The organism is Microbacterium imperiale (assembly GCF_017876655.1).
GTDB lineage: Bacteria > Actinomycetota > Actinomycetes > Actinomycetales > Microbacteriaceae > Microbacterium > Microbacterium imperiale.
In genome coordinates this window covers 923,028-940,711 of the sequence record NZ_JAGIOK010000001.1, presented here as the reverse complement: position 1 = coordinate 940,711, position 17,684 = coordinate 923,028, and the positions used below count along the sequence as shown (strand labels likewise).

General features: G+C 70.5%; 16 protein-coding genes. 14 read left to right on the top strand and 2 right to left on the bottom strand.

The features are described from left to right. Positions 1-18: 18 nt before the first annotated feature. The 13 genes from dapA to dapF all read left to right on the top strand — a co-directional run bounded on the left by dapA (position 19) and on the right by dapF (position 13,351). A complete protein-coding gene (dapA, locus tag JOF37_RS04710; protein WP_210005575.1) occupies positions 19-996 on the top strand; it encodes a 4-hydroxy-tetrahydrodipicolinate synthase in 978 nt (325 codons plus the stop codon). A gap of 52 nt (positions 997-1,048) precedes the next feature. Then, complete coding sequence (locus tag JOF37_RS04705; protein ID WP_210005571.1) at positions 1,049-2,725, top strand: ribonuclease J; 1,677 nt, start codon at positions 1,049-1,051, stop codon at positions 2,723-2,725. Between the two features lie 49 nt (positions 2,726-2,774). Continuing rightward, a complete protein-coding gene (locus JOF37_RS04700; protein WP_210005569.1) occupies positions 2,775-5,477 on the top strand; it encodes a DNA translocase FtsK in 2,703 nt (900 codons plus the stop codon). Between the two features lie 16 nt (positions 5,478-5,493). Beyond that, entirely contained in the window at positions 5,494-6,066 is a 573-nt protein-coding gene (gene pgsA / locus JOF37_RS04695; protein ID WP_210005567.1) for a CDP-diacylglycerol--glycerol-3-phosphate 3-phosphatidyltransferase, read from the top strand. Beyond that, a complete protein-coding gene (locus JOF37_RS04690; RefSeq protein WP_372445412.1) occupies positions 6,063-6,608 on the top strand; it encodes a CinA family protein in 546 nt (181 codons plus the stop codon). The genes pgsA and JOF37_RS04690 overlap by 4 nt, the downstream gene beginning before the upstream one ends. A 157-nt stretch (positions 6,609-6,765) precedes the next feature. After that, positions 6,766-7,086, top strand: a complete 321-nt coding sequence (locus JOF37_RS04685) for a helix-turn-helix domain-containing protein (RefSeq protein ID WP_210005565.1) — start codon at positions 6,766-6,768, stop codon at positions 7,084-7,086. Positions 7,087-7,101: 15 nt separating this feature from the next. Then, complete coding sequence (locus JOF37_RS04680; RefSeq protein ID WP_210005555.1) at positions 7,102-7,326, top strand: DUF3046 domain-containing protein; 225 nt, start codon at positions 7,102-7,104, stop codon at positions 7,324-7,326. Positions 7,327-7,566: 240 nt separating this feature from the next. After that, complete coding sequence (recA, locus tag JOF37_RS04675; protein WP_210005553.1) at positions 7,567-8,619, top strand: recombinase RecA; 1,053 nt, start codon at positions 7,567-7,569, stop codon at positions 8,617-8,619. A 257-nt stretch (positions 8,620-8,876) separates the two neighbouring features. Then, positions 8,877-9,404, top strand: coding sequence for a regulatory protein RecX (locus JOF37_RS04670; RefSeq protein ID WP_271174833.1), 528 nt, complete (start codon positions 8,877-8,879; stop codon positions 9,402-9,404). A 94-nt stretch (positions 9,405-9,498) separates the two neighbouring features. Then, positions 9,499-11,049, top strand: a complete 1,551-nt coding sequence (miaB, locus tag JOF37_RS04665) for a tRNA (N6-isopentenyl adenosine(37)-C2)-methylthiotransferase MiaB (RefSeq protein ID WP_210005552.1) — start codon at positions 9,499-9,501, stop codon at positions 11,047-11,049. Then, positions 11,046-12,017, top strand: a complete 972-nt coding sequence (miaA, locus tag JOF37_RS04660; RefSeq protein ID WP_210005546.1) for a tRNA (adenosine(37)-N6)-dimethylallyltransferase MiaA — start codon at positions 11,046-11,048, stop codon at positions 12,015-12,017. The genes miaB and miaA overlap by 4 nt, the downstream gene beginning before the upstream one ends. Then, positions 12,014-12,472, top strand: a complete 459-nt coding sequence (locus tag JOF37_RS04655; RefSeq protein ID WP_210005544.1) for a GNAT family acetyltransferase — start codon at positions 12,014-12,016, stop codon at positions 12,470-12,472. Before miaA ends, JOF37_RS04655 begins: the two co-directional genes overlap by 4 nt. Before the next feature lie 9 nt (positions 12,473-12,481). Then, positions 12,482-13,351 (top strand): diaminopimelate epimerase, encoded by an 870-nt coding sequence (gene dapF / locus JOF37_RS04650; protein ID WP_210005543.1) that lies wholly within the window; start codon positions 12,482-12,484, stop codon positions 13,349-13,351. A 10-nt stretch (positions 13,352-13,361) separates the two neighbouring features. Here dapF and JOF37_RS04645 read toward each other — a convergent pair whose 3' ends face one another. Beyond that, complete coding sequence (locus JOF37_RS04645) at positions 13,362-14,003, bottom strand: class I SAM-dependent methyltransferase (protein ID WP_210005539.1); 642 nt, start codon at positions 14,001-14,003, stop codon at positions 13,362-13,364. An 86-nt stretch (positions 14,004-14,089) separates the two neighbouring features. On the opposite strand from JOF37_RS04645, the gene hflX reads away from it, so the two are divergent. Next, the gene (hflX, locus tag JOF37_RS04640; RefSeq protein ID WP_210005537.1) at positions 14,090-15,607 is read left to right on the top strand and encodes a GTPase HflX; all 1,518 of its coding nucleotides are present in this window, start codon (positions 14,090-14,092) and stop codon (positions 15,605-15,607) included. A gap of 118 nt (positions 15,608-15,725) precedes the next feature. Here the strand turns inward: hflX and JOF37_RS04635 are convergent, their stop codons facing one another. After that, positions 15,726-17,639 carry a prolyl oligopeptidase family serine peptidase gene (locus JOF37_RS04635; protein ID WP_210005535.1) on the bottom strand — a complete coding sequence of 638 codons (1,914 nt, stop codon included), beginning with the start codon at positions 17,637-17,639 and terminating at the stop codon, positions 15,726-15,728. Positions 17,640-17,684: the final 45 nt, after the last annotated feature.

Below are 17,684 nucleotides of genomic sequence, written 5' to 3'. Positions count from 1 at the left end.
AACCGATACCCTGAGACCATGACGCACACGGGCAATCCCTTCGGACAGGTCCTCGTCGCGCTGGTCACGCCGATGACCGCCGACGGTGAAGTCGACTGGCCCGCCGTCGAGAAGCACATCGACGACGTCATCACGGCCGGAGCCGACGGCGTCGTCGTCACGGGCACCACGGGGGAGACCAGCACCCTGACCGACCCCGAGAAGCTGCGGCTCGTCGAGGTCGGCAAGTCGGTGTCGGCCGGCCGCGCCAAGATCATCACCGGCGGCGGGTCGAACGAGACCGCCCACGCGATCGAGCTCTACAAGGCCAGTGAGAAGGCCGGGGCCGACGGCATCATGATCGTCACGCCGTACTACAACAAGCCCACGCAGGCCGGCATCCTGACGCACTTCCGTCTCGTCGCCGACGCGACCGATCTACCCGTCATCCTGTACGACATTCCCGGCCGCACCGGCGTCCCGATCAAGTACGAGACGATCCTGCGCCTGGCGAAGCACCCCAACATCCTCGCCATCAAGGACGCGAAGGGCGACTTCAGCGAGGTCAGCCGCGTGCTCAACCAGACCGACCTGATGTACTTCTCGGGCGATGACGCCAACGTCCTGCCTCACCTCTCCATCGGGGCGAGCGGCCTCATCGGCGTCACCGCCAACATCACGGCGACGCCCTACCGCACGATCGTGGATGCCGTGAACCGCGGCGACCTCGCCGCGGCGACCGCCGCGCACAAGAGCCTCGAGCCGCTCGTGCGCGCCGTCATGACGCACGTTCCCGGCACGGTCAGCGCCAAGTACATCCTCCACGGCCTCGGCCGCATCTCCAGCCCGCGCGTGCGTCTGCCGCTCGTGGGGCCGGAGGAGTGGGAGGCCGCGATCATCGAGGACGAGCTCGCGCTCGTCTCGGGCGTGCCCGGCGCCGACTTCTCCAACTTCCGTCCCGACCGAAACGCCGCCGCCGGCGGCGCGCTGCCCAAGGTGCACGGGACGACCCGCTAGACGAAAACGAATAGGGATGCCGCACACGCGGGCATCCCGAGGAAGCGTGCCAATGCCCACGAACGTCTTCAGCCCGCCCGCACTCGAACCCGGAACGCTGCGCGTGTTCCCGCTCGGCGGCCTCGGCGAGGTCGGCCGCAACATGACCGTCTTCGAGTACGAGGGCAAGCTCCTCGTCGTCGACTGCGGCGTGCTGTTCCCCGAGGAGCACCAGCCCGGTGTCGACCTCATCCTTCCCGACTTCGAGCCGATCCGTCACCGTCTCGACGACATCGTCGGCGTCGTGCTCACGCACGGTCACGAGGACCACATCGGCGCGGTCCCGTACCTGCTCAAGCTCAAGCGCGACATCCCCCTCATCGGATCGGGGCTGACGCTCGCCCTCATCGAGGCGAAGCTCAAAGAGCACCGCATCCGTCCGTTCACGCTCACTGTCACCGAGGGGCAGCGCGAGCAGGTCGGTCCGTTCGACCTCGAGTTCATCGCGGTCAACCACTCGATCCCCGACGCGCTCGCCGTCGCGGTGCGCACTCCGGCAGGCCTCGTGCTCGCGACCGGCGACTTCAAGATGGACCAGCTGCCGCTCGACGGGCGCATCACCGACCTCCGTGCGTTCTCGCGCCTGGGCGAGGAGGGCGTCGACCTCTTCCTCGTCGACTCCACCAACGCCGACGTGCCCGGCTTCACGCCGACCGAGCGCGGCATCGGTCCCGTGCTCGACCAGGTCATCAGCAAGTCGCCGCGCCGCGTCATCGTCGCGAGTTTCTCGAGCCACGTCCACCGTGTGCAGCAGGTGGTGGATGCCGCTGCCGCCAACGGTCGTCGCGTCGCGTTCCTCGGTCGCAGCATGGTGCGCAACATGACCATCGCCGAGAACCTCGGCTACCTGAACGTGCCCGACGGCGTCCTGATCGACTACAAGAAGGCGCAGGACCTGCCCGACGACCGGATCGTCTACATGTCGACCGGGTCGCAGGGCGAGCCCATGGCCGTGCTCTCGCGCATGGCCAACCTCGAGCACGCCATCGAGCCGGGGGAGGGCGACACCGTCATCCTCGCCTCCAGCCAGATTCCGGGCAACGAGAACGCCATCTACCGCGTGATCGACGGGCTGACGAAGCTCGGGGCGAACGTGGTCCACAAGGGCAACGCGAAGGTGCACGTCTCGGGGCACGCCGCGGCCGGCGAGCTGTTGTACTGCTACAACATCCTGCGTCCGCGCAACGTCCTGCCCGTGCACGGCGAGTACCGCCACCTGATGGCCAACGCCAAGCTCGCACAGGACACCGGCATCCCGGCGGAGCGGACGATCCTCGCCGAGAACGGCACCGTCGTCGACCTCAAGAACGGGGTCGCCGAGGTCGTCGGGCAGCTCGACATCGGGTTCGTCTACGTCGACGGCTCGACCGTGGGCGAGATCACCGACGCCGACCTCAAGGATCGCCGCATCCTCGGCGAGGAGGGCTTCATCTCGGTCATCGTCGTTGTCGACGGCAAGACCGGTCGGGTCGTCAGCGGTCCCGACATCCACGCGCGCGGCGTCGCCGAGGACGACTCGGTGTTCGAAGGCGTCAAGCCGAAGATCGCGGCGGCGCTGGCTGAGGCCGTGCAGTCGGGCACGCGCGACAACCACGCGCTGTCGCAGGTCGTCCGTCGCACCATCGGGCGCTGGGTCAACCAGTCGCTGCGGCGCCGCCCGATGATCGTGCCGGTCGTCATCGAGGCCTGACCCGCGTCGTTCCGCGGGAATGGGGTGACCCCCGCGTACCGTGGAGCGTATGGCCAGGAGCACGAACGCGCCCTCCGGACGCCGCGCACCGGCGAAGACCTCGACCTCGCGCGCCCGCAAGAGCGAACCCACCCCGAAGCGGTACGTCGACGAGGCGGAGCACCCGCCGGTGATCGCGCGTGCCTGGATGGGGCTCGCGCACGCGACGGGCGGGATGTTCCGCGCGTTCGGGCCCGAGAACCTCGAGAAGGACCAGCGCCGCGACGGCCTGCCCTTCCTGCTGGTGCTGCTCGCGATCGCCGGCGCGGCGGTCGAGTGGTTCCTGATCGGCACCGAGGCGGGCACGCTCGTCAGCGCCTATACGGTCGGGTTCCTGATCGGCCGCGAGGCGTTCATCATGCCGGTGCTGCTGCTCTTCCTCGCGGGCTGGCTGTTCCGTCATCCCGCCTCGGTGAACGACAACGGACGCATCGGCATCGGCTTCGGTCTCTTCGTGCTGTCGATCGCCGGGTTCTGCCACGTCTTCGGCGGGCGGCCGGAGCCCAAGTCGGGCGCGGTGGAACTGAGCGCGGCGGGCGGACTGTTCGGCTGGGCGGTCGGCGAGCCGCTGACGATCCTCACCGCGTACGGAGCGGCGGCCGTGCTGGGACTCGTCGCAGCCCTCAGCGTCCTGATCCTCACCAAGACGCCCCCCAACCGGATCGGCGCGCGCCTCGGCGACCTGTACGCCTGGATGTTCGGGGCCGAGCGTGCCGTGGCCGACCCGGACGGCGACGCCCCGACCGTCGCGTTCGCGCCCAAGAAGGGCAAGAAGGCGGCTCCCGCCGACGACGAGACCGACGAGGACGACGACGTCCTTCCCTGGTGGCGTCGCAACAAGAGCGGACGCGAGGAGGACCCCGACGACGGCATCGGGTCGCAGGACCTCACGGAGCTCCTCGGCCCCTCGATCGACGGCGGCTTCGAGCAGGCGGTAGCGACGCCGCCGCCGCTCCCCGAGGCGCAGACCGAGGTCATCGACCCGTCCGTCATCGAGCGTGCCGCGAGCGCCGCACGCTCCGGGCGCCCCGCCGACACCGCCGTGCGCGACGACGGCGACACGGGCGAGATCGAAGAGCTGCCCGGCCTCACCGGGCTCGGTGGCGACTCGCACGGTCAGCCGCCGACGACTCCGTATCGCCTGCCTGCTGTCGCGGCGCTCGGCGCCGGCACCCCGGCCAAGACGCGGTCGGAGGCGAACGACGCCATCGTGCGCGCCATCACCGGCGTCTTCGAGCAGTTCTCCATCGACGCGAAGGTGACGGGCTTCTCGCGAGGCCCGACCGTGACGCAGTACGAGATCGAGGTCGGACCCGGCACCAAGGTCGAGAAGATCACGGCGCTGACGAACAACATCGCCTACGCCGTGGCCTCGAACGAGGTCCGCATCCTCGCGCCCATCCCCGGCAAGAGCGCCATCGGCGTCGAGATCCCGAACACCGACCGCGAGATCGTCACGCTCGGCGACGTGCTGCGCTCCAACGCCGCGACGTCGTCGACGCACCCCATGACGATCGGCGTCGGCAAGGACGTCGGCGGCGGGTTCGTCGTGGCGAACCTCGCGAAGATGCCCCACCTCCTGGTGGCCGGCTCGACCGGTTCGGGCAAGTCGAGCTTCGTCAACTCGATGATCACGAGCCTGCTCATGCGGGCGAAGCCCACAGATGTGCGCATGGTCCTGATCGACCCCAAGCGCGTCGAGCTCACGAGCTACGCCGGGGTGCCGCACCTGATCACGCCCATCATCACGAACCCCAAGAAGGCCGCCGAGGCGCTGCAGTGGGTCGTCAAAGAGATGGACATGCGGTACGACGACCTCGCGTCGTTCGGATTCCGCCACATCGACGACTTCAACAAGGCGGTCGTCGCCGGCGAGATCCAGCTCCCGGCCGGCAGTGAGCGGGTGCTCAAGCCCTACCCGTACCTGCTCGTGGTCGTCGACGAGCTCGCCGATCTGATGATGGTCGCCCCGCGCGACGTCGAGGATTCGATCGTCCGCATCACGCAGCTCGCCCGCGCGAGCGGCATCCACCTCGTCCTGGCTACCCAGCGACCCTCGGTCGATGTCGTCACGGGTCTGATCAAGGCCAACGTGCCCTCGCGTCTCGCCTTCGCGGTGACGAGCGTCACCGACTCGCGCGTCATCCTCGACCAGCCGGGCGCCGACCGGCTCATCGGACAGGGAGACGCCCTGTTCCTGCCGATGGGCACCTCCAAAGCCATCCGCGTGCAGGGCGCCTGGGTCGCGGAGTCCGAGATCGAGAAGGTCGTCGCCCACGTCAAGGGACAGGCCCAGCCGGAGTACCGCTCGGATGTCGCGGCGGTGGCCGAGAAGAAGGAGATCGACGCCGACATCGGCGACGACCTCGAGCTGCTGCTCGCGGCCGCGGAGCAGATCGTGTCGACCCAGTTCGGCTCGACCTCGATGCTCCAGCGCAAGCTGCGGGTCGGCTTCGCAAAGGCGGGCCGACTCATGGACCTGCTGGAGTCGCGCGGGATCGTCGGGCCGTCCGAGGGCTCGAAGGCCCGCGACGTGCTGGTGACGCCGGAGCAGCTGCCCGCCGTCCTGGCGCGTCTGCGCGGCGAGGAACCGCCGGCGTCGGCGCCCGCCGCGCCGTCGGCCGACCCGGTCGAGGCCCAGTTCGAGGGACTCGAGGTCGTCGACGGCGACAACGGTTCCGAGGACGCCTGGGGTCTCACGGGCCGCGACTGACGGTTAGGCTCGCACCGTGGCGATCCCGAGGCAACTGCCCAACACCATCACGATCGTGCGCATCCTGTGCGCACCGGTCTTCCTGTGGATGCTGCTGGCGGATGCCGGTGCCGACGGCGCCCTGCGCTGGTGGGCGGCCGTGCTGTTCATCGTCGCGATCGCGACCGACGGCATCGACGGCTACCTCGCACGTCGCTACCGCATCGTCACCGATCTCGGGAAGCTGCTCGACCCGATCGCCGACAAGGTCCTGACCGGCCTGGCCTTCGTCGGTCTGTCCATCCTCGGCGAGCTTCCCTGGTTCGTGACGATCATCGTGCTCATGCGCGAACTCGGCATCACCGTGCACCGGCTCCTGGTGGCGGGTGACCACGTCGTGGCCGCCGCGTGGATGGGCAAGCTCAAGACGGTCGCGCAGGCGGTGGCGCTCTCGCTCGCGCTGCTGCCGCTGTGGACGGTCTTCGGCAACGGCATCCACGTCGTCAACGCCATCGCGATGTGGATCGCCGTCCTGCTGACCGTGGCCAGCGGCATCGACTACGTCGTCACGGCTCTTCGCGGCGCGCGGCGCGATCGGAGCGCAGCGTGACCGCGCGCGAGCACGTGCACGAGCTGCCCGACGAGCTCGAGTCGACGCTCGTGTCGACGGGACGCCGGACGGACGCCGAGCGCCTCGTCGAACGACTCGGCGAGCTCGGCTGGACCGTCGGCGTCGCCGAGTCGCTGACCGGCGGGCTCGTCGTCTCCGAGCTGGTCGCGGTCTCGGGCGCATCGGCCGTGGTCCGCGGCGGCATCGTCGCGTACGCCACCGAGATCAAGCAGCGACTGCTGAACGTCGATGCCGCGCTCCTCGAAGCCCACGGCGCCGTGCATCCCCGCGTCGCCCGGCAGATGGCGGAGGGGGTGCGCGAGGCGCTCGGACCGGGCTCCGCCGTCGCGGACGTCGGCATCGCGACGACGGGGATCGCAGGTCCGCAATCGCCGGACGGGCAGCCGGTCGGCACGGTGCACATCGCCGTGTCCACCGCGCTCGGCGTCCGCACCGAAAGTCTCGTGCTCGACGGCGACCGAGCGCAGATCCGCGCCGAGGCGACGGCCCGCGCGATCCGTCTCGCGCTCGACGCTCTCTGAGGGAATAGCCGCGCGGGCGCCAGGGTTGTTGTCATCGTGCGCCTCGCATGTCAACTCTCATCCGACCCACAGCGGGAGCGGGTTAGGGTGACGTGCTGATGAGATACCGTTGTCCACCCGGGACAGGTCCGCACCACGACGAAGGAGGGGGTCCGAGATGATCTTGGTTCGACAGGAGATCGGCGACGTTCTGCGTGACCTCCGCCTGCAGAAGGGCCGCACCCTTCGTCAGGTCGCGAGTCGTGCAAGCGTCGCACTGGGCTATCTGAGCGAGGTCGAACGCGGTCAGAAGGAAGCGTCGAGCGAGATCCTCGCCGCGGTCGCGGAAGCACTCGATGTGCCGATCTCGACGATCATGCGCGAGGTCGGCGACCGTATCTCGGTGCTCGAGGGGCTGCCGGTGCTGTCGGATGTCGTTCCCGACGACATCGCGGGCCTCGACGACGACCTCGTCACGCCCGAGCTCTCGCTGCGCTGACCGCGCCGGCTCTGCATGAGACGAAGTGAGTTCGACCGTGCGGTCGACGCGGAGTTCGGCGCGCTCGGATCAGCGCTGATCGATGATCTGGGGCTGCCGCGGCTCGGGAATCGCACGGCACGACAGGCCCTGCGCGACGGCGAGCCGCCGCGCGAGGTCTGGCTGGCGCTGTGCGTCGAAGCCGATGTGCCCGAGGCGCGTCGCTACGGCGTAGGCCGTCTCGACCCGCGCGATCGCTGATCGACGACGCGCCGCGCGGCGTGTCGTCGAATATCCGTTCGAATGGCGCGTAGGCTCCTGCACAGGTGGTCGATTCCGCATCCGCCTCACGAGAACGGGAACGTCTCCGACCGATGTCGGAGGCCCTCCGTAGCGTGAGGGGAGTCGGAAGACACCCCATGCCTTGTCGCAGCATCCCGGCACCGAGCCGGGAGCGCGACAGCCTACAGGCGTCGGAAACGCGAGCATAAGGAGCACGCCATGCCATCACCCGCTGACCGCGAGAAGGCCCTCGAATCGGCCCTCGCCCAGATCGACCGGCAGTTCGGAAAGGGCTCGGTCATGCGCCTCGGCTCCGACGAGCGCGCGCCCGTCGAGGTCGTCCCGACGGGCAGCATCGCCCTCGACGTAGCCCTCGGCATCGGCGGCCTCCCGCGCGGCCGCATCATCGAGATCTACGGCCCCGAGTCCTCGGGTAAGACGACGCTCACGCTCCACGCGATCGCCAACGCGCAGCGCGCCGGCGGCATCGCCGCGTTCATCGACGCCGAGCACGCGCTCGATCCCTCGTACGCCCAGAAGCTCGGCGTCGACATCGACGCCCTCCTCGTGTCGCAGCCCGACACCGGTGAGCAGGCGCTCGAGATCGCCGACATGCTGATCCGCTCCGGCGCCATCGACCTCGTCGTGATCGACTCGGTCGCAGCCCTGGTGCCCGAGGCCGAGATCAAGGGCGAGATGGGCGATTCGCACGTCGGTCTGCAGGCGCGCCTGATGTCGCAGGCGCTGCGAAAGCTCACCGGTGGGCTCAACCAGACCAAGACGACCGCGATCTTCATCAACCAGCTGCGCGAGAAGATCGGCGTGTTCTTCGGGTCGCCCGAGACGACGGCAGGCGGTAAGGCGCTGAAGTTCTACGCTTCGGTGCGCCTCGACATCCGCCGCATCGAGACCCTGAAGGACGGCACCGAGGCGGTGGGTAACCGCACCCGCGTCAAGGTCGTGAAGAACAAGATGGCCCCGCCGTTCAAGCAGGCGGAGTTCGACATCCTGTACGGCGTGGGCATCTCTCGCGAGGGAAGCCTCATCGACTTCGGTGTCGAGCACGGCATCGTCAAGAAGTCGGGCGCCTGGTACACCTATGACGGCGAGCAGCTCGGCCAGGGTAAAGAGAACGCCCGCAACTTCCTGATCAAGAACGCCGACATGGCCGCCGAGATCGAGAACAAGATCAAGCAGAAGCTCGGCATCGGGCAGCCCGCCGCAGCCGCAGCGGCGGACAGCGACGAGCTCGCCGCCCGCCGGCCCGCGTGACCGTGAGTTCTGACGACGGGGGCGAGTCCGACCGCCTCGCCCCCGTGATCCCTCTCTTCGGCGGGGGAGCGCGGCCCGTTCGACAGCCTGCCGAAGCGCCGGTCCGCTCCCGTGACGAAACACCGCGTTCCGCCATCCGAGAAAACGACGAGAGTCGCGACGGGCGCGCCGAGCGCGACGCCTCCCAGCGGTGGCACACGACCTGGACCCGCGACAGCGCACGCGGTCCGGGTGGGGGTGGTTCGTCGGACGCTCCGGTGGCGCTGCATCCGGCGGCCACGCGCGAACGCGACCGCGACGCGAGCACCGCCGGCGACGACGACGTGCGCGGTCGCGCGGAGCGGATGCTGCTGCGCAAACTGCGCACGCGGTCGCTCTCGATCCGCGAGGCCCGCGCCGCTCTGCGCGACGCCGACGTGGACGGTGACGTCGCGGAGCAGATCATCGAGGCGTTCGAGCAGAACGGCTACCTCGACGACGCGCGTCTGGCCGAGCAGCTGCTCGACGGTGCGCTCGGTCGCAAGGCCCAGGGCGCCACCGCGATCGCGCAGACTCTCGCGCGACGCGGCCTCGATCGCGACGTCATCGACATCGCGATGGCCTCTCTGCCCGACGACGAGGCGGAGCGGGCCGGCGAGTTCGCGCGGCAGCGGGCACGGGGCATGTCCGGTCTCGACCGCGACGTCGCTCTGCGTCGTCTGCACGGTCAGCTCGCGCGCCGGGGTTTCTCGGGCCCGGTCGCGCTCGACGCCGCGCGACGCGCGCTCGACGAAGCTTCGGACTGAGGTGAGCGAGCCTGTGCGCAGCGGTGCGCGCCGGTGCGTGAGCCCCGTCTGTCGAGCGGTCGCAGCGACCTCGCGATCGTAGAATGAAGGCATCATGTCGACTCTCTCGAGCGCTCCCACTCTGATCGCGCCGTCCCCTGCCGCGCTGTCGGCCGACGGCCGCGCGCGCACGTACGAGGTGCGCACCTTCGGCTGCCAGATGAACGTGCACGACTCCGAGCGCCTGTCGGGCTCGCTCGAGAGCGCGGGTTACCTTCCCGTCGAACCCGGGGCCGAGGCAGACGTCATCGTCATCAACACGTGCGCGGTGCGCGACAACGCCGCGGGCAAGCTCTACGGCACGCTGGGGCACCTTAAATCGCGCAAAGACAAGCACGACGGTATGCAGATCGCTGTCGGCGGATGCCTTGCGCAGATGGATCAGGCGGCCGTCCAGCAGAAGGCGCCGTGGGTCGACGTCGTCTTCGGCACGCACAACATGGGCTCGCTGCCCGGGCTGCTCGAGCGAGCGCGTCACAACGGGGAGGCCGAGCTCGAGATCCTCGAGTCGCTCGAGACCTTCCCCTCGACGCTGCCGACCAAGCGCGACTCGGTGTCGAGCGGATGGGTGTCGATCTCGGTCGGCTGCAACAACACCTGCACCTTCTGCATCGTCCCGCACCTGCGCGGCAAGGAGAAGGACCGCCGACCCGGCGACATCCTCAACGAGATCCGCCTGCTCGTCGACGACGGCGCCGTCGAGGTCACGCTCCTCGGGCAGAACGTCAACAGCTACGGCGTGGAGTTCGGCGACCGACAGGCGTTCGGCAAGCTGCTGCGGGCAGCGGGGGAGATCCCCGGACTCGAGCGCATCCGCTTCACCAGCCCCCACCCCGCCGCCTTCACCGACGACGTCATCGACGCGATGGCCGAGACGCCCGCCGTGATGCCGCAGCTGCACATGCCGCTGCAGTCCGGCTCCGACCGCATCCTGAAGGCGATGCGCCGGTCGTACCGCAGCTCGAAGTTCCTCGGCATCCTCGACCGGGTACGCGAGCGCATCCCGCACGCGGCGATCTCGACCGACATCATCGTCGGATTCCCCGGCGAGACCGACGCGGACTTCGAAGACACGCTGCGCGTCGTGGAGCAGTCGCGCTTCGCCAGCGCCTTCACCTTCCAGTACTCGATCCGCGAGGGTACCCCGGCGGCGACGATGCCCGACCAGATCCCGAAGGCCGTCGTGCAAGAACGGTACGAGCGCCTCGTCGCGCTGCAGGACCGGATCTCGCTCGAAGAGAACCAGAAGCAGCTCGGCCGAGAGGTCGAGGTGCTGGTGTCGTCGGCGGAGGGCAAGAAGAGCGCGGAGACGCACCGGCTGACCGGGCGAGCCGAAGACAACCGGCTCGTCCACTTCGAGCTTCCGGCGGGCTCTGCCACGCCGCGACCCGGTGACGTCGTCACAGTGCGAGTGACGCATGCCGCGCCGTTCCACCTCCTGGCCGACAGCCTCGACGGGGCGCCGCTGCGCATCCGACGCACCCGCGCCGGCGACGCCTGGGATCGATCGCAGGCGGAATCCTGTGGCGTTCCCGCGCCGGCCAGCGCGGACGGCGGTCCCCGGGCCGTGTCGCTCGGCCTGCCGACGCTGCGTATCGGGGTGTGACCACCCTCGACGCGGCCGGTGACCCGTCGCCGACGCTCTGGGCCGTGGTGGGAGCCACGGGAACCGGCAAGACGGCGCTGTCGCTCGACCTGGCCGGTGTCCTCGCGGCGCGGGGCCGGCGTGCGGAGATCGTCAACGTCGATGCGATGCAGCTGTATCGCGGCATGGACATCGGAACCGCCAAACTGCCCGAGGCGCAGCGGCGCGGCATCCCGCATCACCTGTTCGACGCGCTCTCCGTGACCGACGAGGCCGCGGTCGCCTGGTACCAGGATGTCGCGCGGCGCACGATCGGTGAGATCCACGCGCGCGGCGCCGACGCGATCCTCGTCGGCGGTTCGGGGCTCTACGCCTCGAGCGTCCTGTTCGATTTCCGGTTCCCGCCGCGCGACGAGGGGCTGCGCGCGCAGCTCGAGGACGAGCTCGACCGCCAGGGAGCCGCCGCGCTGTTCGCGCGCCTCCGTGACGCCGACCCCGCCGCGGCCGCGCGGATCGACCCGCGCAACGGTCGGCGCATCGTGCGCGCGCTGGAAGTGCTCGCGCAGGGCGGAGCGACGCACGGCGGGGCGCTGCCCGACGCGCCCGCGCTGTGGCATCCCTCGACCCGCATCATCGGCACGGCGATCACCCGGGACGAGCTCGTGCCGTTGCTCGACGCACGCGTGGAGCGGATGTGGCAGAGCGGGCTGATCGACGAGGTCGAGGCGCTGCGCCGCGAGGGCCTCGAGCGCGGGCCCACCGCGGGCCGGGCGATCGGCTACGCCCAGGCCCTGTCGCAGCTGCGCGGCGAGCTGACGCAGGCCGAGGCGATCGCCGAGACGCAAGCGCTCACGCGGCGTTACGCGCGCCGACAGGTGTCGTGGTTCAAACGCTACGAGCAGGTGCGGTGGATCGACGTGCGAGAGACCGAGGCGTCGTCGCTGGTTGCCGACGTCCGCGCCTCCGACCCCGGGAAGGACGACTCATGACCATCACCCTGCGCGCCTTCGCACCCGCCGACGAGGATGAGGTCGTCGCGCTCTGGCACGAGACGGGCCTGACCCGGCCGTGGAACGATCCGCGTGCCGACATCAGGCGCAAGCTCACGGTTCAGCCCGAGCTGTTCCTCGTCGCGGTCGATGAGCCTGCCGACGGCACGGCGGCGCGCATCGTCGGCACCGTCATGGCCGGCTATGACGGGCACCGCGGCTGGCTGTACTACCTGGCTTCGGCCCCGACGCACCGCGAGCGGGGAGTCGGTCGCAAGCTCGTCGCGGAGGCCGAACGGCTGCTCGAGGCGATGGGCTGCCCCAAGGTGCAGGTGATGGTGCGCCCCGAGAACGACGTCGTGCGCGGCTTCTACACCGAGCTCGGCTACGAGCCCTTCTCCACCTGGACGACGGGCAAGCGGATCGTCGTCGATGGCCCCGGCGGCCCCGCCTAAGCTGGGCAGATGGCGACCCTCGCATTCACCAAAGGCCACGGCACGGGCAACGACTTCGTGATCCTCGCCGATCCGGACGGCGCGCTCGAGCTCAGCGACGCGCAGATCGCCGCGCTCTGCGACCGCCACGTCGGCATCGGGGCCGATGGGCTGCTCCGGGTCGTCCGATCAGCCGCGATTCCTGAAGGGGCGGATGCCGCTGCCGCCGGCGCCGAGTGGTTCATGGACTACCGCAACGCCGACGGCTCGAAGGCCGAGATGTGCGGCAACGGCACACGCGTGTTCGCCCGCTACCTCGCCGACGCCGGGCTCGCCTCGATCGACGCGGGCCTGCGGATCGGCACCCGCGCAGGCGTGAAGACGATCACGCGCGCCGAGAACGGCTACGAGGTCGACCGGGGCCTCTGGCGCGCCGAGGCCGGCGATGTGCTCGTCCGCGCCCGCGGACTCGGTGTCGCCCGACCGGGTCAGTCGATCGACGTCGGGAACCCGCATGTCGTCGTCGCCCTCGCCGGCGAGGACGAGCTGGACGGCCTCGACCTGTCGGTGCAGCCGGTGCTCGAGCCGCAGCCCGCGGCGGGCGCGAACGTCGAGTTCGTCGTGCCGGCCGAGCCTCTTGTGCAGGCGGGGACCGGTGTGATCCGCATGCGCGTCTTCGAGCGCGGCGTGGGGGAGACGCTCTCGTGCGGAACCGGCGTCGCGGCGTCCGCACTCGCCGTCCGCCACTGGGCCGGCGCCGCCGCTCCCGATCGCTGGATCGTCGATGTTCCGGGCGGCCGGCTCGGGGTGCGAGTCGTGCAGGAGGCCGACGGCGAGCACGTCCTGCTGTCCGGCCCGGCAACCCTCGTCTTCTCGGGGCAGGTCACCCTCGCCGACTGACCGGTGCAGCTCAGGGCAGCTCGATCGCGCCGGTCGGCGTCGAGCCGTGCTTGCGCACCCGCAGGACGCGGAAACCCCGCCCCGTCGCCGCACGCGAGACGGCGTAACCGTCCTCGAACGACGCCGCGAGCCACCGCTGCAGCGAGTCCGATCCGAGGTTGCGCTGCACGACGAGCCACGCATCGCTGCGCTCGGACAGCCGCGGGATCCACCGGCGCAGCATCCCGTGCAGCTCGTTCTTGCCGACCCGGATCGGCGGATTCGAGCGGATGGTCCGGAATGCGACGTGGTCGGGAACATCGTCGGGGAGCACGGCGTTGATGTTGTCGAGTCCCAATTCAGCGGCGTTGCGTCGCACCAGGTCGAGAGCCCGTTCGTTCACATCGACGGCCCAGACCGTGGCGCGAGGCGACTCCATCGCCAGCGACAGCGAGATCGGCCCCCAGCCGCAGCCGAGGTCGAGGAAGTCCCCACCGGGCGGTGCCGGAGGGGTATTGGCCAACAGAACACCCGTGCCCGAATCCACGTGGTCAGGGCTGAACACCCCGCCCGCGGTCGTGACCTCCACGTTGCGACCCGCGAGGGTCACGCGGATGCGACGGAGGTTCTGTTCGCTGGACGGGGACGCGCTGAAATAGTGATCACTCCCCATGCATCCGAGCGTATCGGAGCCGGACGTGCCGGCGGGAGACTAGAATTCACGGATGCTCGGGCACGGGCATCCCGGGAAGAGAAGGTATGACACACACCACCACCCCCGACGGCGACGACGACATCGCGGTGGACCCGATCGATCGTGTTCTGGCGAGCGCGGAGTCGCGCTCGGGCGTCCGGGTCTTCGGCTCGGCGCAGGCGCTGCAGGATGCCTCGACGGTGGCCTACGGCGACACCGACGGCGACCAGTGGGACCGTGAGGAGCGCGCCGCGCTGCGCCGTGTTCCGGGGCTGTCCACCGAGCTCGAGGATGTCACCGAGGTCGAGTACCGCCAGCTGCGGCTCGAGAACGTCGTGCTCGTCGGCGTCTATCCGCAGGGCTCGCAGGAGGACGCGGAGAACTCGCTGCGGGAGCTGGCCGCCCTCGCCGAGACGGCCGGCGCGGTCGTGCTCGACGGCGTGCTCCAGCGCCGTCCGCATCCCGACCCCGCGACCTACATCGGCCGAGGCAAGGCCACCGAGCTGCGTGATCTCGTCGCGGCCGTCGGCGCCGACACGGTGATCGCCGACACCGAACTCGCCCCCAGCCAACGGCGCGCCCTCGAGGACGTCGCCAAGGTCAAGGTCATCGACCGCACGACGGTGATCCTCGACATCTTCAGCCAGCACGCCAAGAGCCGCGAGGGCAAGGCGCAGGTCGAGCTCGCACAGCTCGAGTACCTCCTGCCCCGCCTGCGCGGTTGGGGTGAGTCCATGAGCCGTCAGGCCGGTGGACAGGTCGGCGCGGGCGGCGCGGGCATGGGCTCGCGCGGACCGGGTGAGACGAAGATCGAGCTCGACCGTCGCCGCATCCGCACGCGCATGGCGCAGCTGCGCAAGCAGATCCGCGAATTCGCTCCCTCGCGAGAGGCCAAGCGCGCCGAGCGCCGGCGCAACACGATCCCCTCGGTCGCGATCGCCGGCTACACCAACGCCGGCAAGTCGAGCCTGCTCAACCGGCTGACCAGCGCCGGGGTGCTCGTCGAGAACGCCCTGTTCGCGACCCTCGACGCCACGGTGCGCCGTGCCGAGGCGGCCGACGGTCGCGTGTACACGCTGACCGACACCGTCGGGTTCGTGCGCAACCTGCCGCACCAGCTCGTCGAGGCGTTCCGCTCGACGCTCGAGGAGGTGTCGGGCGCGGACGTCATCGTGCACGTGGTCGACGGATCGCACCCCGACCCGGCAGCCCAGCTCGCGACCGTTCGCGATGTCATGGGCGACGTCGGCGCACGCGCGACCCGCGAGCTCGTCGTCTTCAACAAGGCCGACCTCGTCGACGACGATGCTCGGCTGCTGCTGCGCGGGCTGGAGCCGACGGCGCACTTCGTGTCGTCGCGCACCGGCGAGGGGATCGACGAGCTGCGTGCCGCCATCGAAGACGCCCTGCCGCTGCCGGCCGTCGAGGTCCGAGCGCTCGTACCCTATGACCGGGGCGACCTCATCGCCGCGGTGCACGAGAGCGGACACATCATCGCGACCTCTCACGAGGAGGACGGCACCGCAGTGCACGCGCACGTCTCCGAGCGCCTCGCCGCCGAGCTCGCGCCCTTCACGGTCTGACGCAATACAGCCGCCGGACCGCCGGTGCGGGTGAGACTCCCGCGCCGGCGGTCGGCCTCACCCGCACCGCGGGCCCGACGGATGTATCGCGGGCCGGGGCCGCGTCAGAGGCGCGCCGTCAGGTCAGCTCGACCGGCGCGACGCCCGGGGTGTCGAACCCGAACACCTGACCGAGGAACGCCAGCTCGGTCTCGAGCGCGTGGATGATCGTCTCGCTGCGCCGGAAGCCGTGCCCTTCGCCCGCGTACAGCACGTACGCGTGCGGGACGTTCTGGGCGACCAGGGCGTCGCGGATCGCCTCGGCCTGCGCAGGCGGCACGACGGCGTCCTCGTCGCCCTGCAGGAGCAGCAGGGGCACGCGGAAGCGCTCGGGACGGCTGAGGGGCGAACGATCGATGTAGACCTGCTCCGCCTCGGGCAGCGGTCCGATCAGACCGTCGAGGTAGCGGGCTTCGAAGTCGTGCGTGTCGGCGGCGAGGGCGCGCGCATCGCCGACGCCGTAGCGGGAGACGCCCGCGCCGAAGACGTCGGTGCCGACGAGAGCAGCCAGGACGGTCCATCCGCCGGCCGAGCCGCCCTCGATCGCCAGACGTGCGCCGTCAGCGAGTCCGTCGTCGGCCAGTCCGCGAGCCGCGGCGGCGACGTCGTCGACGTCCACGATGCCCCACTGCCCCTTCAGGCGTTCCCGGTACGAGCGGCCGTACCCGGTCGACCCGCCGTAGTTGACGTCGAGGACGCCGATGCCCCGGCTGGTGAAGTAGGCGACCTTGCTGTCGGCGGTGCCTCCGACGTGCGCGGTGGGTCCGCCGTGCACCCACACGAGGTACGGCGGAAGCTCGCCCGCGGGCGCCGAGACCTCCGGGTGGGTGGGAGCGTAGGCGAAGGCATGGACGGGGCCGTGGGGTCCCTCGACGGTGAGCTGACGGGCGTGCGGGATCCACACGTCGTCGACATCCGGCATCCCGCCGCGCACCGCGGTGACCTCCCCGTCGCCGACGTCCACGATCCACAGGCCCGAGGCGCCCGGGGCCGCTCCGCTGACGAGTGCTCGCCCGCCGCGGACGTCCTCGATCTGCAGCCGTGCGGTCGCGGGGAAGGGAAGAGGGATGCCGCCGCCCTCGCGATCGACGAGCACGAGCTGATCCGCGCCGTGCGTCCGCACCGCGAGGATGCGTCCGTCGTCGAGAGGTGCGTACCAGCGCGCCCCGAGCACCCAGAGCCCGCCGCCCGTGTCGGCGTCGGCCGGCGCGATCGGCTCGGCGGCCGTCTGCGTGCCCGGATCCGTCCGGTAGAGGTTCCAGCGACCCGTCGGCTCGTCGATCAGCAGGAGCTCGCCCGTGGGCAGCCACTCGGGCTGCAGGGCCGCGGTCGTGCCGTCGGTGACGTCGGTGACGTGCGCGGGGTCGGCGACACGGGCGACGCGGACCCGGGTACGGTCCCAGGGCATGTCGGGGTGATCCCAGGCGACCCACGCAAGCTGCTCGCCGTCGGCCGACAAAGCCGGCTGCGCGACGAAGTCGCTGCCGCCGGCGAGCACGGTCACCGACTCCGCCGACTCGTCGCCGTCGGAGTCGTGGTCGATGCGCACGATGTGACGCGTCGGGGTCCCGCCCGCCTGTTCACGCTCGCGGACGGCCAACAGCGTTCCGTGCTGCCAGCGCAGCCCGCCGTAGCTCGTGCCTTCATCGGCGGGCGTCAGCGCCTCGGGAGTGCCGCCGGGGCGCAGCCGGCGCACACGCTGGTCGCCCTTGTCGACGAAGAACAGGATGCCGTCGTCGGTGACCGTCCACGCACCGCCGCCGTACTCGTGGACGCGCGACCGCGCGTTCCAGGGGCCGGGCAGGACGGTCTCGACGCCGCCGTCGGCGGTCCGTCGGCGCACGGCGACGCGTCCAGCCTCATCGGGCAGCGACTCGCCCCACCAGATCTCGTCGCCGACGAAGGCCGCGCCGTCGAGCCGCAGGGAGGACGAGCTCGCCCACGCGGCGGTGAGCGGGGAGGGCCAGGAACCGTAGGGGAGCTGCGCGGACATGAGGCCACCGTACGCGAGCGACCCCGTCGTCGTGCGGCCGGCCGT

What these genes read in the sequence shown, in the direction of transcription:
- JOF37_RS04705 (WP_210005571.1), top strand. Translation starts at nt 1,049, where the DNA reads ATGCCCACGAACGTCTTCAGCCCGCCCGCACTCGAACCCGGAACGCTG.
- JOF37_RS04700 (WP_210005569.1), top strand. Translation starts at nt 2,775, where the DNA reads ATGGCCAGGAGCACGAACGCGCCCTCCGGACGCCGCGCACCGGCGAAG.
- JOF37_RS04635 (WP_210005535.1), bottom strand. Translation starts at nt 17,639, where the DNA reads ATGTCCGCGCAGCTCCCCTACGGTTCCTGGCCCTCCCCGCTCACCGCC.
- dapA (WP_210005575.1), top strand. Translation starts at nt 19, where the DNA reads ATGACGCACACGGGCAATCCCTTCGGACAGGTCCTCGTCGCGCTGGTC.
- JOF37_RS04645 (WP_210005539.1), bottom strand. Translation starts at nt 14,003, where the DNA reads ATGGGGAGTGATCACTATTTCAGCGCGTCCCCGTCCAGCGAACAGAAC.
- JOF37_RS04685 (WP_210005565.1), top strand. Translation starts at nt 6,766, where the DNA reads ATGATCTTGGTTCGACAGGAGATCGGCGACGTTCTGCGTGACCTCCGC.
- JOF37_RS04655 (WP_210005544.1), top strand. Translation starts at nt 12,014, where the DNA reads ATGACCATCACCCTGCGCGCCTTCGCACCCGCCGACGAGGATGAGGTC.
- hflX (WP_210005537.1), top strand. Translation starts at nt 14,090, where the DNA reads ATGACACACACCACCACCCCCGACGGCGACGACGACATCGCGGTGGAC.
- recA (WP_210005553.1), top strand. Translation starts at nt 7,567, where the DNA reads ATGCCATCACCCGCTGACCGCGAGAAGGCCCTCGAATCGGCCCTCGCC.
- miaB (WP_210005552.1), top strand. Translation starts at nt 9,499, where the DNA reads ATGTCGACTCTCTCGAGCGCTCCCACTCTGATCGCGCCGTCCCCTGCC.
- dapF (WP_210005543.1), top strand. Translation starts at nt 12,482, where the DNA reads ATGGCGACCCTCGCATTCACCAAAGGCCACGGCACGGGCAACGACTTC.
- JOF37_RS04680 (WP_210005555.1), top strand. Translation starts at nt 7,102, where the DNA reads ATGAGACGAAGTGAGTTCGACCGTGCGGTCGACGCGGAGTTCGGCGCG.